Below are 17,469 nucleotides of genomic sequence, written 5' to 3'. Positions count from 1 at the left end.
TCTAATACATGATTAACGTGAGGAGCGTTCTTTTCGGCTCAACCGCCGGATTGATCGGCATGGGGACGGCTTAGGCGGCCGACCTACCAGTAAAGGCAAAAGCCGTCGAGTTTGTGAAGATTTGCTCCCTGTACGGCGCCGGGTTCTACTACATCCCGGGCACTGATACCTGCATCAAGTTGGGTGGTTACCTGCGTGCAGAAACGTCTCTCAGTGCGAGCGTATTTTACGGTAACTACAGTGGTGTTCAGGGTGCTCAGAACCGCCTGACGAACTACTACTTCACTAAGGCGCGCGAAGACTTCAACATCGATACGCGCACCGCGACCGAGTACGGCGTGGTCCGCACGTTCTTTGACGCGACGTTCAGTTGGACAACCGACGCATACTCGGGAAGTGGTACTACTGCCGGTGCTACGGTGTACTCACAGCTTGGCAGCACGGGCGTTGGTGCGCCGAGCAACGCCAATGCGGGCGCGGTTGCTGGCGGCACGCTTGGCGTGTACTACGCCTTCATCCAATTCGCTGGGTTCACCATAGGTAAGGCCGTCTCGCAGTTCGACGCGCCTTGGACTAATTACCCTGGCAACAACTTCGACGGTCTGGTCGGCGGCGGCGGCACAGTGACTGGAGTAAACCAGCTTACCTACACCGCAGACTTCGGCGAGGGCATCACCGCATCGATCTCGGCTGTTGATCCGACCGCTTACTACCAGAGTAACCTATATAATGTCGGTGCCGGCCTTACGTCAGTGGCAGGCTTCGGTTCTGGCAACTTTGGCGCCAATGACTTTGGCGGAACGAGGGCTCCTGATATACAGGGCATGTTCCGCGTCGATCAGGCTTGGGGCCTTTTTCAGGCGTCGGTCGCAGCGCATAACAATCATGCTGCGTACTACGGCGCGACAGAGCCGACCGGTCATCCGGGCGACAAATGGGGTTGGGCTGCTCAGCTGGCATTGTCGATCAAGAATCTTCCGACCGGCCCCGGTGACACCATCAACATGCAAGCGGTCTACACCGATGGTGCTACCCGCTACAACTTCCAGAGCTTGGCTCCGCAAAACTTTGCTATGTTTGGCGGTACCAGCGTTCCGGGTGCCTACCAGAGCATTGGGCTTGCAGCCGCTGCTGACGGTGTGTTTGGGCCCGGAGCTGGCATTTCCACGGTCCAGACTTGGGGCTTCCGGGGCGCTTATACCCACAACTGGAATCCGTACTGGAACAGTGCGATCTACGGCGCGTACGCTCAGCTGAAGTACGGTAGCGGTGGTTCGGCTCTCGTTTGCGCTGCGATCCTGGGCTTGGGCGCACCGACTGCTGGTATCACCACGTGCAATCCGGATTTCAATGTCGCACAGCTCGGTCTTATAACCCGCTGGACGCCGGTGAAGAACCTTACGTTCTCGGCAGACGTGGTCTGGACTCACCTCGACCAAAAGTTTGACGGGACAATTACGACGACGGCGGCTGTTCCACTTGTGGCAAAGCCCGCAGCTACATACGAGCTGAAGGACCAAAACACGGTTAGTCTGCTGCTCCGTGCTCAGCGCAATTGGTGAGATTGTTCGGTGAACGGAAGGAGAGAAAAGTAGTTCTACGGTAAACCTCCAAAGAAAGGCCTCCGGTATGCCCATCGGAGGCCTTTTTGGCGCCAATGGTCGCGCCGCACACGATGTTCGCTGGGGGGCGGTGATTGCGCGCTATTCGCCCGATGACCTGCCCCTGAAGCTTCGGTCCAGCGGCGCTTAGCTGCGGCCTGCACACTGGAGCATTTTTGGCTAGAGGATCACCACCGCACGACGACCACAGGCGCGCCTTCCCTGCAGCCGCACTGGCTGCACTATAGCCATACGGCTTACAAATCGCGGCTTCGTTCAATCCCGGCCTCTATGAGGTCGCCACCCGCGGCACAGCGCGCCGCTGGTCTTTGCCCCGCGAACCTCACAGAACACTCAAGATTCCGTCGAGTCGCCCGTTGTGCTTCCGTCGTCGCATCGGAGTTGGCGATGCGACCGAAGAAGCACAGTACGACGTGATCGGGGGATCTGTTCCGGGCCAGGCTGGACCAGATCATCAATATGAAGCACGAGCTGGTTCAGCTCGCCGGCAAGGTCGATTGGGACTGGATCGACTGCGAGATCGCGCCGCGCTGCTCTACAGCGAGAATGGTCACCCCGGGATCGCGACCTGCTTCATGATCCGGCCGTTGCTGCTCAAGCACATTTACTGGCTGTCATGAGGGGCTGTGCAAGCGCTGGGTCGGCGACCCGTATTTCCGTGTGCCTCATAGCTGGTGCGTATCTGCCGCCGCAATTGTGTTGAAGACGGGAGTTGCCCTCCCGGAGCCGGCCTGCAGGGGCGGACTTCAAACCACCCCACGCTGCTGCGTTTAAGAGACGTAGTGGTGAGCGTTGGGGAAAAAGGCGGCGGACTACGCCATCAGGTGAGCGATGAGAAGATGAGCGCAAGCGAACCGCCGATGAGGCATCGAAATGGGTCCAGACGCTGTCATAACGGGGTGTATAGGCGGCATGACCTCATCACAGGCTTCAATGGGGAACGAGGGAATTTGGCTCGGGGTGTTAAGTGAAATCCGCAAGTGGCGCTCACCACGAGGGAGAATACCAATACTCCGAGACAGGGGCGGTGCAGCTTGTAGTAGCGTTGAAGTGGCTGCAATAGCCATGGAGCGAAGGGGATGCGTTACCCTGTCCGACATCGGACGCCAAGGCTTTGTCAGGAGGAGCGTTATCACGCCGGACAAACCGTTGCCCATCATCAAGCGTATGGTCTGGGAGGCCTACCAGCTGGTGGCATTGAATGGAAAGGCGGCGGGCGTCGATGGTCAGAGCTTGGAGAATTTGCGCGGGATCTTGGAAACAACCTCTACAATCCCCGGAATCGCTTTGTGTCGAGAAGCTACTTCGCGCCAGCGGTAAGGCGCATGTAGATTCCCAAGGCAACGGCGGCATCCGTCCTCTGACATTCTGGTCGTCGCGGACCGCGTCGCGCAGATGTTGGTCAAGCAGTATCTGGAACCCAGTGCTGATTCCGATGAAGTCGCGCGGCGATTCTGAGACGACGTCACCCACCTTTCCGATTTGATCTCGCCCGGGGGCGAGGCGTTCTGGCTGCCCGCGTTCTCTGGATCTGTGCTGGATAGTGAAAAGATGGAGCGGTCGAGCCTGTGGCTGCGAGGCGCTGTCCAAAAGGGGCCTAGCACAGTGAAGAACCTCATGAATATGAGGCCCGCAAGAACAGAGCTCTGATCATCGATGAGCGCGTTTCAAAAAGCGCTTCGAAATCAGGGTTGGTGTTCACCTTGCTTCAGCAGGCGGCGATCGGGTTTGTACGCGCGGCAAAGCTTGCGCGCGCTTGTCGCGTACCTTCGGCATGCTCGCGCGGTCGACTAATGGCAACGATTTAGGCACGCCGCTGCGCCCTGATCCCCGGCACCCCGCTATCCGGCGAGTACGAGAGTGCCTCTCTCAACTCTCGCATTTGGTAGCCCTCACCACACCAGGTAGGTATCGATCTACTATTGGTGCTGTACTGTAGACGAGCAGATCGTACCGATCAAATGCGCTGATCAGGACGGACGAGGTGTTGCAATGGAAACCATAGCTGATCCGCTGGATTGCAAAGCACGCGTACTGAAGTTCATCGAAGAAACGCGCGAAGTTAGCGAGAGCGAACTGCAGATCAACAACATCACGCCTTATCATGTCACAAAGTTCTATCGCGAGCAGATTGCCAAAGGCAGGTACTACGATCAGCTGAAGCGCATTGTAGAGCCCTCACTGGACGAGTTCGAGAGCCCAGGCACCTTGGATACGAGCGGCGAACACGACAACACGGTCGTTCCGGGACTGCAGCACAAGTACCCGCAGACCGGCCTGTTGCTGGTGACGGAACGCTGCGGTTCATATTGCCGTTATTGTTTTCGCAAGCGTATCGTGGGCAAGGCTTCCGATGAAATCGCACCGGACTTCGATCAGGTCGCGCAGTATATTACTCGCCATCCTGAGATGACCAACGTGCTACTATCGGGAGGCGACCCGTTCGTGCTTAGTACGGCCAAGCTGAACAGGATCCTTGACCACCTGCTGCCTATCAATCATTTGAGTTCGATCAGATTTGGCACAAAAATGCTGGCCTATCAACCAAGGCGGTTTGAAGATTCCGCTCTGCCGACACTGTTCGAGCGGATTCACAAGGCAGGCAAAACTCCGATAATCGTCACCCATTTCGATCACGTGGGTGAAATCTCGTCCGATGCGGAGCACAAAGTTCGCTCGTTGCGAGCGCAAGGCGTGCAGTTCCTCAACCAGGCCGTACTTCTCGCGAAGGTCAACGATGACCCTAAAATCCTCGCAGAAACGTTCGCCAAATGCCACGATACCGGAGTGCGCCCTTACTACCTCTTTCAAGCGAGGCCGGTGAAGGGCGCATCCCATTTTCAGGTTGCGCTCCGACGGGGAATAGAGATTGCGCGCAGCGTCAACCAGCGCCTTAGTGGCATCGAGAAGACGTTCAAATACATCATGTCTCATTACACGGGAAAGATCGAAATCCTGGATTTGGGAGACGATGGCCGCGTGTACATGCGATACCATCAAAACAAAGTTCCCGAGAAGATCGGACAGATCTTTTCCCGGCCTCACGTCGAGGCTGCCTGCTGGTTGGACGATCTGCCAGAACAATGAGATCTAACGGCGCTCAATGCTGATTACGACTCGAGCGAGTGCAGCGCGCCGGCGACGCTCATCGGAGCCGCCAAGCCCGGCTGAACCTCCGTCGCGCAGTGCAGGGCAAGCCACCTCACTACTGCAGATTCTCGACATGTGGCCTTGTTGGCCCCTGGCTGAGCTGGAGAGTTTTGCTCCCAATCCCGGTCCTTCCCGAGACAACATGATATCGGCCTTTGATAGTTAGGGCACGGCTCAAATTGACACCGGTGCCACGCTGGGGATGCGTTCCAGTGAGAGTACGGCGTCGGGACGACCCTGCTCAGTAGGCCGCATTCGTAGCTTTCGAAGCGCATTTCTTGTTCGGCTTGATGCCGATTTCAGGCCTGCATGCGGCCAAGGCCTTCGTCGCACGCATATAGTTCATTTTGGAGTTTGGTTCCGAGACGCCATCCGTCTGTTTCGCTCGTCTTACGACCACATCCACGCAGCTGCGAGTCGCAACAGCGAACGATAGCCATCCGAATTTGCGATGTGGGAGCTCTTTTGGGCAATTATCTGGTTTATCCAGCTATTCTGGCCCGAAGAAGGCTATGAGCGCGCTTCCAGGCTCTTGGTCATAAAAACGCGGAATGCTCCGGGCGGGTCGCAAGGCGTTCGGCCGGAGGCCTTCCATCCGTTCCGCGTGTAGAAATCCGGAAAATTGACGATGTAAAGGAAGGCCGATCGACAGCCGCGCTGTCGGCCCTCTTCTTCAAATGTCTTCAAGATCGCGTTTCCCAAACCCCTTTCGCGCAATTGCCTTGGCAGAAAGAACGAGTCCAGGAACAGCACTCGTGCCGATGAAAGTCCTATCGCACCGCCGAGAGCGCGCTTGGTTTGGGAATCCTGTAATACCACGGCCATGGGCCGGCTATTGCCCACGGCGGTGATAACACCACCGAAGTCCTCATTACGCCGCTCGATCGCCTGTACCATGGAAGAGGCGATTACATCCGTTACGACGATGTCCGGCATGACTTCTCCTTACGTACAGAGTTTTATAGCAGCGTAGCCTCTGACGAGGCTGCGATTCGAGAAAACGCAAGCCGATCGAACTGACGGGCGCGAGCCTATGCAGGAGCTGCTTGGCAGTGCTCTCGTTCTACACTCTCTTGTTGATCCTCGGCCAGTCGCCTTGCCCGCATGCTCGCTGCGACAGCATCCCTTGAGCGAAGCGAATATCCGCGCTGCGTCGCGTTCCCGCGTCTTAAAGGCCTCTCGACGTGGACGTCAGGTTCAGCGAAGCGCGAATAGCGGTCCATGTTTCAGATTTGCTCAAGAGTGCTGGCCAGCAGAGTAACATTGCGAATGCTTCTTCGTCACCCGACTGTGTTCTCATGAGGCCGAATCTGCGCGTGACCGAGACTATATGGCGGATTTCGCTTCGAAAACTATCAAGGTCGAGAGTTGTTTCATGGCTGTTCCCCCGCAAAGCACGTCGGGGACAGCGCGCGGGCCGGCCGCGAGATCCCGCTGCAATTCATCAATGCGTTCTCAAAGATCGATAAGCAAAGATCGATAAGCAGAGAACGCAGGTCATTCCCTGTCTTTACGGCCTCGCACAGGTTGCCGATCTTCCACTCTTTAGCTGTTGATCGGATGCTTGCGCTGCGCCTTCTTGGGGGCACCGTTACGCAGCCATTCCTGGCCGAAGCGGAGATGACGGTGTCGCTCCAGCGTTGTACTGAACGATGAAAAACCGTGCTGTTGCCAGAAGCCCCGATCGAAACCTTCTCCTTGGTCCAACCTGGACCAGGTGTCTAACCCGCCATTCGTACGCGCCAGCTTGCGACGCGAAGCGCCGAGGCGAAGCCGGCGGATTCGCCCTGGAGCCTGGTCTCCAGCGCTGCCCGCTCCTTATCAGGAGCTGGTTCGGCTCACGACATCCCAGGGGGCGCCCCGAGGGACCGCGGTCTCGTGAGCTCGCGACGTTTTCCAGATGATGGTGTCGGCCTCGATGCTGCGCAAAGACTTAAAAAATCGCTGAATTCCTGCGCCGTTTGACCGTTTGTTTCGCAATTTCTCGTCGCTGTTCCAATTAAAAAAGCTCGGTCGAGCAGCGAACTGCAGGTAGGGCTTCGATCCGCCGAAAATGCGCAACGTCTTGCAAGCAGCCATCTGCGAACATTTCCGGGTTTGGCTCGGCGGGATGGGCAAGGCCGGTACCAGGAAGGCGGTATTGGACGAATAGGTGGCATTTGTTGTAAGGGCCCCGCAGCCGCTCGCCATTGCGTTAGTGTCATCTTAAATGAAGAGCGCCGTGCGCCCCCAATCTCACAACCTGTCATGATGGGCGTGCTTCTGGGCCTTGAGCAGATTGGAGTGCTGCGAAAGACGATGAAGTCGCGGTGAATACGTACTTTGATTCTATTATGAGCTCGCACGGAGGGGGGCCGGAATGCTGAGGGAAACTATGAATAGCGATGCGTTGCCAAGGACCGCGTTTCCGGTGGACAAATATTTCCAGCCAATTGTCCATTGGCCGATTGCCCCATTCATTGCCGAAGCGGAAGCGATTGAGCGGCGCGCTAGAATAGAGGTACATCCCTTTTTCGAGTACGCAAAGAATCACCCAGATGCTCTATCGCTTTGGGCGAGCCAGGAGGCTGTCGTCACCAACCCGTTTTCGCAGATCCTGCTCCGAGTGATTGCCAGGATTGCGAATGTTCACGTTCGCTCACTCCTGATGCCGGTCGTCGATGGCGAGCACAGCTCAGTTCGTGGCGGGATCGCAGATCGTTCTCACCCGTGGCTCATTTGGAAGTTGTGCAGGTCCATTGGGCTATCAGATCGACCGGTCAAAGTAACCGAGGCGGTAGCATCTTTCATCGAGGCTTTGCAGCAAACCGAGGCTGACCCAATGCGAGCGCTTGGAGCTCTTGGTGTCGGAAATGAGCAAATGCTTCTCGCCGAATACCGAGCCGTGGAGGCTTGTTTCGATGCCGCTTTGCCATCAGCAGATTACAAAAGCTTCCTTCACGCGAACATTGGAGAAGACGAGGCGCATACCCGCCTCATCGCTGAAGCGGCGACCGCGCTTGAAAAGCTAGGTTATGACGCGCGGCAGTACCTGGCCGGCGCGTCGGACGGCGTCAGCGCGAGGGTGCGCTACTATGACGAGCTGCTGCGCGAGGCGCAGCTGGGCGTTTAACAAAAAGGAAGTGACCATGTCAGACAAGATCTTGGTAACTGGCACGAGCGTCCGCAAGGAATTGCTAAAGCCGCTGGTTGAAGCGGGGTTTGTGGTCGAGAATCCGACTCATCTGTTATCTGAGGATGAACTCGCGGCAGCCCTGGCCGACAAGGCGGGATACCTCTTGGGCGGAGACGAGTTTGCAACAGCAAAGGCACTTCAAGGCGCAAAGAAACTCAAGATAATCGCCTTTCTTGGAATGGGGTATCAATCATTTATCGACGCCGATGCGGCTGACAGGTGTGGGATTGCAGTCACCAACACGCCCGGTACTCTCAGCAATGCCGTTGCAGAATTCACAATCGGCCTGCTTTTGAACTCGACCCGCCGCATCCATCAATACGCGCTGGCATACTCTGAGGGAAATTCCGGGAAGGAAGAAAAACAAAGAGACTTGGCGAATCTGCATGTCGGAATCGTGGGCCTCGGCGGCATTGGCATCCGTATTGCTGAAATTCTTAGGTTCGGCATTAATTGTCCCGTCTCTTACTTCTCAAGAACGCGAAAGCCTGCCGAGGAGGCGCGCCTCGGGTTGACTTACCGGCCGCTTGACGAGCTTTCGGAGAGTGTCGACGTCCTGATTGTCATGACACCAGGCAATACCGAAACGCGCGGTTTGATCGGGCGAAGACAGTTTGACAGGTTCAGGCCCGGGCTCATTCTGATCAACAGCGCGCGCGCCGAGATTGTTGACCCAACAGCTTTGTTGGACGCCCTTTCGTCAGGAAAGCTCGGCTATGCTGCCTTCGATGGGTTCTACGAGCAGCCCGAGATCGCCGCTGCTGCCAAGTTGCTCATACCGGCGCGGCTGATGATAACCGGCCATGTTGCCTCGCTCACAAGCGATGCGCGGGATGCGATGGCCAACCGGGCGGTCGCATCGATCATCAACATGATCAAGTTTGGCAAGGATGCCTATAGGGTCAGGTGATCGAAAATGCGCAGCCCTGAACTGCGGCGCAGCACGACTGACCAGATCGTGTTCGCGTTACTTTGGGTAGCTGTTCTGCTGCTGCTCTTCTTCTGTTTGATGCTCGTTACGCTCAATTACTGGGGCATTGGGCTCGGCGCAATTGATTATCAAAAATTCGGCTCCTGGGGCCAGGTTGTATCCGGTAGCGCGACGTTTCTCGGCGTAATGACCGCGTTGGTGTCGCTCATCTGGCAGTTTGGGAAAAATCGGAAGGAACAAGAACAGAAGTCGATTGATGAACAGACGGCGGTCTATTTCTGGCTTACGTCGCAGCTTGTGAAAGAGGATGTCACAGATCTGGTGCGGGGTCGGCAATGGGATCTCGAAATACAGAACCTGACAAAGGCGCCGATCTATCTTTGGCGGGTCGAAGCTGAGGGCCGGCCCTTGGTGGATACGCAAAGGCCGATTTTGCCCAACCAGAACACATTCAATGTGCCGCTGCTGGACGATCGGGAGCTGAGCCAGATCCCGGAACCGGTCCTGTATTTTGTGTCTCGGGAAGGCGGTTATTGGCGACGCTCCGCGACCGGGAGTCTGACGGCGCTGAGCCAATTTCCGCGTATGCGAGATTCGTAGAGGATATTGCGAGGAACAGATGGATGCGCCAAGGGAGCGAACTCCTGAAGAGAAAGTGATCAGAGTAGCGCCATCATCATCTTCCGTTCGAAGATCACTCGCCGACGGCGAGGCACAGTATTTGGCTGCAGCGATCGCCAAGCTGGATAGCCTGGAGTACGGAGACCCTGCCGAATTCGTCTTCGATCGGTCTGGTCGAGCTGCTGCCCGGCGTAGCAATCTCCGCGAGCTATGGGTGCCGCCCACGTTCCGAACCGCCGATGAACGAAATGTCGAGCGGGATATAAATGCTCTTTGGACGACCACAGAGCAATGTGCGGTCGTGATTGGCCATCCGGGATATGGCAAATCGACCCTCGCTCGGTTCCTGACCACCAGCTTTGCTCAAGAATTTCTTGCGAGCAAGCTAGACCGCTTTGCGTTCTACGTGCCACTCGCGTCTTTGAAGCTGAAGGACAGGACCAATCAGCGGGCGATCGTAGAATGTGCAGTGCGAGCTGTTGGTCTCGTGCTGGACGAAGGGGCGCTCCTCGAATTGGAAAAATCCCTCAAGAGCGCCACATTGATCTTCGACGGCCTGGACGAGCTTCCAATGACGCACGGAGCCGGCGACCAAATCCCAACACGGATTGAGGCTGCCTCCTTGATACGAAGCGTCAACATCCCAAACAACGAAAGCTTCCGTACAGGTCGCCTCAGCACAATTGTGACCAGCCGCGTGGCCGACTGGCACGAGGACGATCGAACCAAGATAAGGCCCGCGGCCCTATTTGAAATCTCCAATTTCTCGCCTGAACAGGCAAAGGAAGCAGTGGTTCGCTGGCACGACGTTGCGATTCGACTGCGCGCAGAAGAAAGGCTTGGCACAGCAGATTTGGAGAAACGCAAACTCGATGTAGCCAATGCAATTTCGACGAACTCCGAGCTCGGTGCTGTTTGCTTGACGCCGTTGATGCTTAACATCCTGCAAACGATCTATTCGGACGAGAGCCGGGATATCCCGTCGTCTGTGAGTCAATTGTGCCTCAGGGCTGTTGACCGGCTCTTCATGAAAAAGCACCTGCTCGGCGATCAGAAGCTTCTCGTTACCGACCATCGCAGCTGGATTCTGGACGCGCTTGCGGAAGCCGCCTTCACGGCGCAGGAACGGCTCGCACAGGGCGGGACAAAGATCCTGACTGACGAAGATCTTCGGCGCGTCTCAAAAGACACCTGCCGGCTCTCGGAAGCGACGGCCTTCGAAACCCGGGAAAACCTCATCACGAGTATTGCGGCTCATATCCGGCGCGGACATGGCATCTTGCAGCCGATGCGGCGAAATGAATACGAGTTCGCCCACAACGTGTTTCGCGAGGTGCTGGCCGGTTATGCGTTGGCGAAGCGACCGGTCACCCAGCGACGTGGTTACGCATTGCTCGAGAAGTGGCATGCGCCGATACGGTATTGGGCCGGACTGCGGGCGGCAAGCGAAGAAGGAAAGAACGAAATAAACGCCTTCGTTGGTGAATTGAGAGGGGGGCCTGGAAGCCGTACGATCGAAGCTGCTCTGGCTAGAGCCGAAATGCTCAGCGAAGTGGTATCCGTCACGCATGGTCAGAGCTTGATGCGGGACCTCAAACAGAGGATCCTGGCGACCCAATCCGAGCTGCTCAAGTGGCTGAGCAGGCGTTCTTTGCCATTCTCGAAGAGGATGCGGATCGGCGATCTTCTGGGCACGTTAGGCGACCCGAGGCTCGAGGCCGAGTTCAGTTCGAGGCTATTCTGGGTAGAGGCCGGCCCTAGGCAGATTGGGCGATCGACCAACCATATCACCAGAATAACGAAATATTCGAGCGTCCCGGCCTCACCACCGATCGAGGGAATGCTATGCCGCTTTGCGTTATCGGCGTTCTTGGTGACCAACGCCGAATACAAGCAGTTCCTGGCTGATGGAGGCTACAAGCAACGGGAGCACTGGCAGAGTGCCGAAGGATGGGCGTGGGCAAGCGGTGATGATGACGTCCGCAATGCCGTCCTGAACCGGGCTTGGGACGTCGCACCGACGCACCTCACGAGTGAAGTGCTTGGGCAGCGCCTGATTGCTGAAGACTTCCCGGATCAATGCGAGCGAATGATAAAGCGATCGTCCCCGATGTACTGGTCTGCCCCTTCACACAACAGGCCCAATCAACCTGTTGTCGGGGTGAATTGGTGGGAGGCGCTGGCCTATGCGAGCTGGATCGACGCCCGGCTTCGCAAGCAGGGAAAACTGGACAAAGATCAACAGGTCCGTCTGCCGACAGAAGCCGAGTGGGAGAGCGTGGCCCAGCAGCTGGGTGGAGACAATCCCTATCCCTGGACGGAGGGGGCCCCTTACGAAAACGCTCATTTGCGGGCGGCAGAAAATAGCGAGGAGGCGAGAGCCCTTCGGCCCTGCGCTGTAGGGCTCTTTCCGTTTCATTCGAGTGGTCTTCATGATATCGTCGGCAATGTCTGGGAATGGACGCTTTCAAAAGCAAAGCCATACTCTGAGGAGACGTTCCGACAAGAAGCAGACGTCTGTGGCCTGGATGATCGGGTTGCGCGCGGATCCTCGTGGCTATCGTCCGAGATCGAAGCGGCGGAAATAACGTTCAGAAGCTTTGATCCTCCATACAATGCATATGAAGATCTTGGAATAAGACTTTGCGTCGCTGAGCGAGGGAAGTGACATGCACCTCGTCAACGCCAAGATGACAGATGCATGGCGAATACTTGGAAAGCTGAATTACGTCGACGCAATATTTAATCACATTTCAACCGCATGGGTCGACGGTCGAGGACGCACCTTTGTTTCCATGAATCCCGATGGTGTTCTTGCCGTTGAAATGAGGCCATCGGACTGGATCACGGTTCCTCTCGATGAAATTGACAAGCTGAATCCAGAAAAGCTGGGTGTGAATGCCGACGGATATAGGCTTCATCGGCTGATTCATAAGGTGCGGGCGCGACCAGGTAGCGCGTTACACACGCATTCCGAAAATGCGTTGGCTGTCGGCACAACCTCCGCAGGGCTTCTTCCTGTCTCGCAGACAGCCGTCGAACTCATTTCTGAAACGATCTGTGTCGAGTATCAGGGACTGTTCCGTGAGGCAGAGATTGACCCTGCGCTCATGGGACTGTTTGAGACAGGAGGAGTTGGCCTGCTGCGCAACCATGGGCTCCTCGTCGTGGCCCCAAACATCGAGGAAGCGGTCTATTTGCAGCATTATATGGAAGTTGCATGTAGAGTGCAGATTCTGGCTCTATCGCTGGGAGGATCTCCATTGACGCCTCCGGATCATGTGGTGACGCAGACAGCAACGGAGTTGCGCAAAGATCGTGCCGCGGCCGCAGAAAAATTGTTCAAGGCGTTTCAGCGTGTGCTCTTAAATACGAGGGGTTCCCGATGACAAAGTCGATCTGCGTCGTGGGAGCTGGTGTCGTAGGTCTTACCACTGCAATCGTACTAGCCAGCCGGTATGAAGTGCAGATCATCGCTGACAAGTTCGGAGCCGATACTGATTCGGTCAAAGCCACGGCTGTGTGGCACGTGTATCTCGTCCCGGAAACCGCGGAAGTACTTGTGTGGTCTTCGGTGACGCTGCAACGATTGATTGATATATCCCGTCTTTATCCAGAATCCGGCGTCGAAATCATTCGTGGCGTTGAGCTCTTTAGAGCCCAGCGGAGGCATGTGCCCGCTTGGTCGCATATTCCACCCGAGTTCGCATTTTTAACAGATGACGAGCTGCGGAGGTTTAATGAGCCGGAAGGCGCGCTCCATGGCTCCATGAGCTCACTTTCGAATGCCCCTGTGAAATGGGGGTACCGATTGAAGGCGCCGGCGGCGAAAATGTCGTCTTATCTGAACTGGCTGGTCGAGCAGGCCGAGAAGAGGAACGTGCAGTTCAGGCGACAGCACGTCGAGCGCTTGGCTGATCTCAGCTGTCAACACGATATTGTCGTAAATTGCACCGGATTGGGAGCCGCCAGCCTCGTCAACGACGAAGCTTTTGAACCCTACAAAGGGCAATACTTTGTGGTTGCATCCAATGACGGATCGCCAACCGAATATATTGGAGACGACGACCATCCAGACGGCATGGCCTACGTGATACCCAGGGGGGAGAGGTCATGATTGGCGGTAGTGCGGAGGCTGGCCTGAATGACCTCGTCGAAAGTATCAAGTGGTCAGACGTAGTAGCCCGCGCCGGCCGCTACGTTCCTTGGGTTCGGGATAGTGCAAGCGGACGGCCCCGACAACTCGTGGTCGGGGTGCGACCAGTACGGCCGTCTGGCATCAGGCTTGAACGAGAGGTGTTAGGGACGGGTACATGCATCGTCCATAATTACGGACATGGTGGGTCCGGATTTAGTCTCTCTTGGGGATGCGCAAACGCCGTGTCGGCTCTTATCGGTTGATCAATCCTGTAGCTTGGACGGGAACAACTTCGGATGCGTGAAGCTCGACGGTTGCTCAGATCTTCACGCAATCAGGCGTTGTTTCGGGTCGCGATCCATCGGGGTGACGGCATCGGGATCATCGCTGCCATAGCTTGCCAATGTCGCGACTGCAGCTTTAGGGGCGCGGCGTTTGCGGATCCGCATCACGCCTCGCCCGAATAGTCGATCTCGATTGCGCCTTGCTGTGGGTTGCCGGAGCAGTGAGACGCGCCGAGCGCTGACCACTCTCTCTGGTCGGAGGCCCATTCGTCTCTAGGTGTATCCATCCGGTGAAGCTTTCAATTACCCACAAATTCTCCTCCGACCATCGCGCCCAGCGCGATGTCGGTGAGGCGTGACAGCCCGCGCCACATGACCGTATTGCCGGGCGGCGGATCGCTGGCGCGGGCGAGATAACCGCCGAGCTGGGCGATCTTGATCAGATAGTGCGAGAGCGTTTTCCGTCTTGCTCTTGGTTTGTCGTTGACGAGGCGATCGAGCACGCCGATTTCAGTCGCAGTCAACGCGAGGGTTGGTGGCGCGTCTGGGGCGGAGTGGTTGAGCATCGTCATCCAGAAGACCCGCCAACTCAGGATACAAAAGAGCGAGATCAGGTTGGTCAGACGCTGGGCGGTCCTAAGATTCGACTCCTCAGCTTTGCAGCCCGATTGAGGATCTTGTGGAACACCTCGATCTTCCATCTCAAACTATACCATCCATCTTGTCGATGGCGTCGGTGAGGGAACCAACAGGCAGGTCGGTGATCAGTTTCCAATCGATCTTTTTTCTGTCTTTCGGCCTCCCGCGCCCTTCGGCATGGATCACTGTCAGGGTCAGAGAGCGGGATAGCGCTTCTACTTTCCGATCGGCGGCAGAACGCGAATCTTGCGATACCTGATCTCAAGAACGGCCTGGCCGGGATCGCCGTTGCTGTCTCTGACTTCGATGCGATGGAGCCCTTTGACGGCGACCTCGTCCATTTCGTCGGCGATGGTGTGATCACCGTCTCCAGCCAAGCGGTCGACGCAGGTCCTGATCAAAATGAGTTCCGATCTCCTGTGCTGCGCAGAAGAGTTCGTAGATGTCACTCTCGCGATCACCAATATGGATGCATCGTCCCGGACGATCCAAGAGTTGCGTAGACTGCTTGAGATTTTCCAACCACCGGACGCTTTCCTTTTTCTCGATGGGAATCCGGGGCGGACTGATCTTCTTTTTAAGCGCTGCCGTCCCCTTGAATTTCTTCCGGGTCCAGAACTTAACGGCCGCCAACCCCAGCGGCACCCCCTCGATTGTAACCGCGAACTCGAATGCATCAGGATGCCGCAAACGGTGTGCGATCTGAGGCGACCTGCCTTATCCCGTCCATTGTTTATGCTCTTGGTGATGCCGATCGCTTCTGACTTCTCGCGTTGATAGCTGAACTCGGTTGTATCGTGCAGCACAAGAACGAGATCTTCAGTGGCGGCGGCACGATCACGTGTCGATCGGAAATGTCCGGCCAGAATGTCCGCTTCGCTGACCCGGTCGTTAGAGAAGAAGCGGTAGGCTGCCTTGGTATTCGCCCAATCCTGGCAGACGAGCGGAATGCTTTGTCCCATGGCGCTTCCAATCTGCGTGAGCAGTTTGCGGAATCTGTCGCCGAGCCGCGCGTCCCTAAACTCGCATCCACTACTCTCTCGATCAATCCAACATTCCCTGTTTAAAGACCGCAAACAGCCTTTTGTCGATCGATCCCTTAATGTCAGCCCCATAGAGCACCCCCTCGCGAATCAGGTGCTCAGCAAGGAATCACAAGTGATTCTTTCGATTCAAGATTTCGCCGATCAGCGGATCAGCTCGAGTGGTCAAAGTTATGGGTAATTGAAAGCCGGTGAAGGCCGCCTTGCCGAATGAGGCGGTTGTTGAGAACTGTCCTTATGGACAGTGATAGGCGCAGTGCCCAAGTCGAACGGCTCGAAGTAGTGGATACAGGCCGGCGGCGGCGCTGGTCCGAGGATGAGAAGCTCAAGATCGTCCTGGAGAGCTTACAGGCGCCGCGCCAGGTCGCGGCAACAGCGCGGCGATATGGCGTTTCGCGCTCATTGCTGCTGCGATGGCGACGCTCGTTTCGGGCCGAGCCGAGGGATGCCACCCAACAACCTGACTTCGTGTCGGCGATGGTGGTCCCGGAATCGGGACCGATGCCTTGTCCCGTCGCGCCGGCCAGCAGCGGCGGGGCGATCGAGTTTGCGACCGGAGCTCGGATGCGGATCACGGGTGTGGCCGACGCGGCGACGCTGAAGGCCGCCGTGGCGGCGCTGGCAGATGGACGGCCGCGGTGATCCCCATTGCCTCGGGCGTGCGGGTGGCCACACCGATATGCGCCGCGGCATGAACTCGCTGGCCTTGCTGGTGCAGGAGGCCTTTAGGCGCGACCCGCACGGCGGCGACCTCTATGTGTTCCGTGGCAAGAGCGGCAAGCTGATCAAGATCCTTTGGCATGATGGGCTGGGCATGTCGCTCTATGCCAAGCGGCTTGAGCCCGGCCGCTTTCTCTGGCCATCGTCGGCTGATGGCGTGGTGACGGTCACCCCAGCCCAGCTTGGCTACCTGCTCGATCACCCATGTTGATGCCCCTCCTTGTTAGGTTGACAGATTCTTAGATCATTGACGTGGTTTCGAAACTCTCCGATAGCATCAAGAACGGATGGTGTATTCGGGAAGAGATGGCTGGCGATCAATCAGCAAAAGCTTAGTTCGGATCTGTACGTAGAGCCAGTTCACCGGAATCTCGAGCCTTTGGGCCAGTTCGGGCGGGCTGAGGAGTGAGCCGTCATGCTCCCATCGGCTGCGTTAGCTAGCTACCTTGATGGCCGCAGCACGACGGAGCCGCCCGACGGTGATGGGCAGCACTTTATCGGCGCAACGGGGAGAGCGGTGGCCTTCTTGGGTAAGGATTGCGGCGATCTCATCGTCTGGGACGCCGTCGCGGGCGAGCGCCAGCGAGCGCTCCCGCATCTCCGCGCCTCGTGTCAATCCGGTGACGGAGTTGACGCTCATCTTCACCTCGAGCTCCGTCACGGCGCCTCCGCGCCAGACGATCCTGGCCAGGGCCAGGTCGTGCTCACCACGGTCGAGCACGACCTTTTCAATGAGGCATCGCAACAAAGCCTTGCGATGCGCGTCCGAAACAGTCTCGTCACCCCATATCTGCGCGAGGCGGCCGGTGAGGTTGATGACCTTGTCGCTGAGCTCCTTGCTTATGGCTACTCGCGTGATGGCTGTGGACGGCGTCTGTCGGGCAAGCGCTTCTTCGGCGGCGCGCAAGTCGTTTAAGGCCGCTTCCCATCGACGCTCTAGTTCCGAGGCGACCAGCCGATTATCTGGATCAGCTCGGTTGAACTGCCGTTCAGCAAGCGCCGTCGTGTACCGCTTGCGCTCGAGCTCACGTTCTGCGCTGGAGCGTAACGCATTGTTCATCTGCTGCTGGACCCGGCGGGAACGCGATAAAGCATCTAGTTCGACAGGCGCTAGTGCGGTCAGGAATGCGTTGCCAACGGCTGCAT

At 57.1% G+C, this 17,469-nt stretch carries 13 protein-coding genes and 3 pseudogenes; 11 read left to right on the top strand and 5 right to left on the bottom strand.

Going from position 1 to position 17,469, the window contains the following annotated elements; genetic code table 11:
- Nucleotides 1-8: 8 nt before the first annotated feature.
- The 3 genes and pseudogenes from BJ6T_RS38085 to BJ6T_RS38075 all read left to right on the top strand — a co-directional run bounded on the left by BJ6T_RS38085 (nt 9) and on the right by BJ6T_RS38075 (nt 4,709).
- Nucleotides 9-1,562, top strand: a pseudogene (locus BJ6T_RS38085) (porin).
- A 486-nt stretch (nt 1,563-2,048) separates the two neighbouring features.
- Nucleotides 2,049-2,282, top strand: a pseudogene (locus BJ6T_RS46485) (transposase); the annotation flags it as partial.
- A 1,332-nt stretch (nt 2,283-3,614) separates the two neighbouring features.
- Entirely contained in the window at nt 3,615-4,709 is a 1,095-nt protein-coding gene (locus tag BJ6T_RS38075; protein ID WP_014497894.1) for a KamA family radical SAM protein, read from the top strand.
- 573 nt (nt 4,710-5,282) lie between these two features.
- Here BJ6T_RS38075 and BJ6T_RS38070 read toward each other — a convergent pair.
- Nucleotides 5,283-5,708, bottom strand: coding sequence for a GNAT family N-acetyltransferase (locus BJ6T_RS38070; protein ID WP_014497893.1), 426 nt, complete (start codon nt 5,706-5,708; stop codon nt 5,283-5,285).
- A 1,438-nt stretch (nt 5,709-7,146) separates the two neighbouring features.
- On the opposite strand from BJ6T_RS38070, the gene BJ6T_RS38060 reads away from it, so the two are divergent.
- The 6 genes and pseudogenes from BJ6T_RS38060 to BJ6T_RS38035 all read left to right on the top strand — a co-directional run bounded on the left by BJ6T_RS38060 (nt 7,147) and on the right by BJ6T_RS38035 (nt 13,900).
- Nucleotides 7,147-7,884: an iron-containing redox enzyme family protein gene (locus BJ6T_RS38060; protein ID WP_160321084.1), complete on the top strand. Its 738-nt coding sequence runs from the start codon at nt 7,147-7,149 to the stop codon at nt 7,882-7,884.
- 16 nt (nt 7,885-7,900) lie between these two features.
- On the top strand, nt 7,901-8,857 hold the full coding sequence (locus BJ6T_RS38055; protein WP_014497891.1) for a 2-hydroxyacid dehydrogenase: 957 nt from the start codon (nt 7,901-7,903) through the stop codon (nt 8,855-8,857).
- 6 nt (nt 8,858-8,863) lie between these two features.
- Nucleotides 8,864-9,478 (top strand): hypothetical protein, encoded by a 615-nt coding sequence (locus BJ6T_RS38050; protein ID WP_014497890.1) that lies wholly within the window; start codon nt 8,864-8,866, stop codon nt 9,476-9,478.
- A 19-nt stretch (nt 9,479-9,497) separates the two neighbouring features.
- On the top strand, nt 9,498-12,167 hold the full coding sequence (locus BJ6T_RS38045) for an SUMF1/EgtB/PvdO family nonheme iron enzyme (protein WP_014497889.1): 2,670 nt from the start codon (nt 9,498-9,500) through the stop codon (nt 12,165-12,167).
- Nucleotide 12,168: 1 nt separating this feature from the next.
- Entirely contained in the window at nt 12,169-12,888 is a 720-nt protein-coding gene (locus BJ6T_RS44505; RefSeq protein WP_014497888.1) for a class II aldolase/adducin family protein, read from the top strand.
- Nucleotides 12,885-13,900, top strand: a pseudogene (locus BJ6T_RS38035) (FAD-dependent oxidoreductase). The gene BJ6T_RS44505 and the pseudogene BJ6T_RS38035 overlap by 4 nt, the downstream one beginning before the upstream one ends.
- Before the next feature lie 63 nt (nt 13,901-13,963).
- Here the strand turns inward: BJ6T_RS38035 and BJ6T_RS49325 are convergent.
- From BJ6T_RS49325 to BJ6T_RS48835, 3 genes are all read right to left on the bottom strand, one after another.
- Nucleotides 13,964-14,086, bottom strand: a complete 123-nt coding sequence (locus BJ6T_RS49325) for a hypothetical protein (RefSeq protein WP_259227855.1) — start codon at nt 14,084-14,086, stop codon at nt 13,964-13,966.
- A gap of 134 nt (nt 14,087-14,220) precedes the next feature.
- Nucleotides 14,221-14,493 (bottom strand): hypothetical protein, encoded by a 273-nt coding sequence (locus BJ6T_RS48840; protein WP_225895102.1) that lies wholly within the window; start codon nt 14,491-14,493, stop codon nt 14,221-14,223.
- A 282-nt stretch (nt 14,494-14,775) separates the two neighbouring features.
- Nucleotides 14,776-15,675, bottom strand: a complete 900-nt coding sequence (locus tag BJ6T_RS48835; protein WP_225895101.1) for an IS4/Tn5 family transposase DNA-binding protein — start codon at nt 15,673-15,675, stop codon at nt 14,776-14,778.
- Between the two features lie 165 nt (nt 15,676-15,840).
- Between BJ6T_RS48835 and tnpA the strand changes: the two genes are divergently transcribed.
- Nucleotides 15,841-16,245 carry an IS66-like element accessory protein TnpA gene (tnpA, locus tag BJ6T_RS38020; protein WP_014497882.1) on the top strand — a complete coding sequence of 135 codons (405 nt, stop codon included), beginning with the start codon at nt 15,841-15,843 and terminating at the stop codon, nt 16,243-16,245.
- The gene (gene tnpB / locus BJ6T_RS38015; RefSeq protein ID WP_014497881.1) at nt 16,229-16,534 is read left to right on the top strand and encodes an IS66 family insertion sequence element accessory protein TnpB; all 306 of its coding nucleotides are present in this window, start codon (nt 16,229-16,231) and stop codon (nt 16,532-16,534) included. Before tnpA ends, tnpB begins: the two co-directional genes overlap by 17 nt.
- A gap of 222 nt (nt 16,535-16,756) precedes the next feature.
- On the opposite strand, the gene BJ6T_RS38010 is transcribed toward tnpB, so the two are convergent.
- The gene (locus BJ6T_RS38010) at nt 16,757-17,383 is read right to left on the bottom strand and encodes a hypothetical protein (protein WP_014497880.1); all 627 of its coding nucleotides are present in this window, start codon (nt 17,381-17,383) and stop codon (nt 16,757-16,759) included.
- Between the last annotated feature and the right edge of the window lie 86 nt (nt 17,384-17,469).

The sequence above is a fragment of the Bradyrhizobium japonicum USDA 6 genome (assembly GCF_000284375.1).
In the GTDB taxonomy this organism is placed as follows: Bacteria; Pseudomonadota; Alphaproteobacteria; order Rhizobiales; family Xanthobacteraceae; genus Bradyrhizobium; species Bradyrhizobium japonicum.
This window is presented reverse-complemented; position numbering and strand designations above follow the sequence as displayed.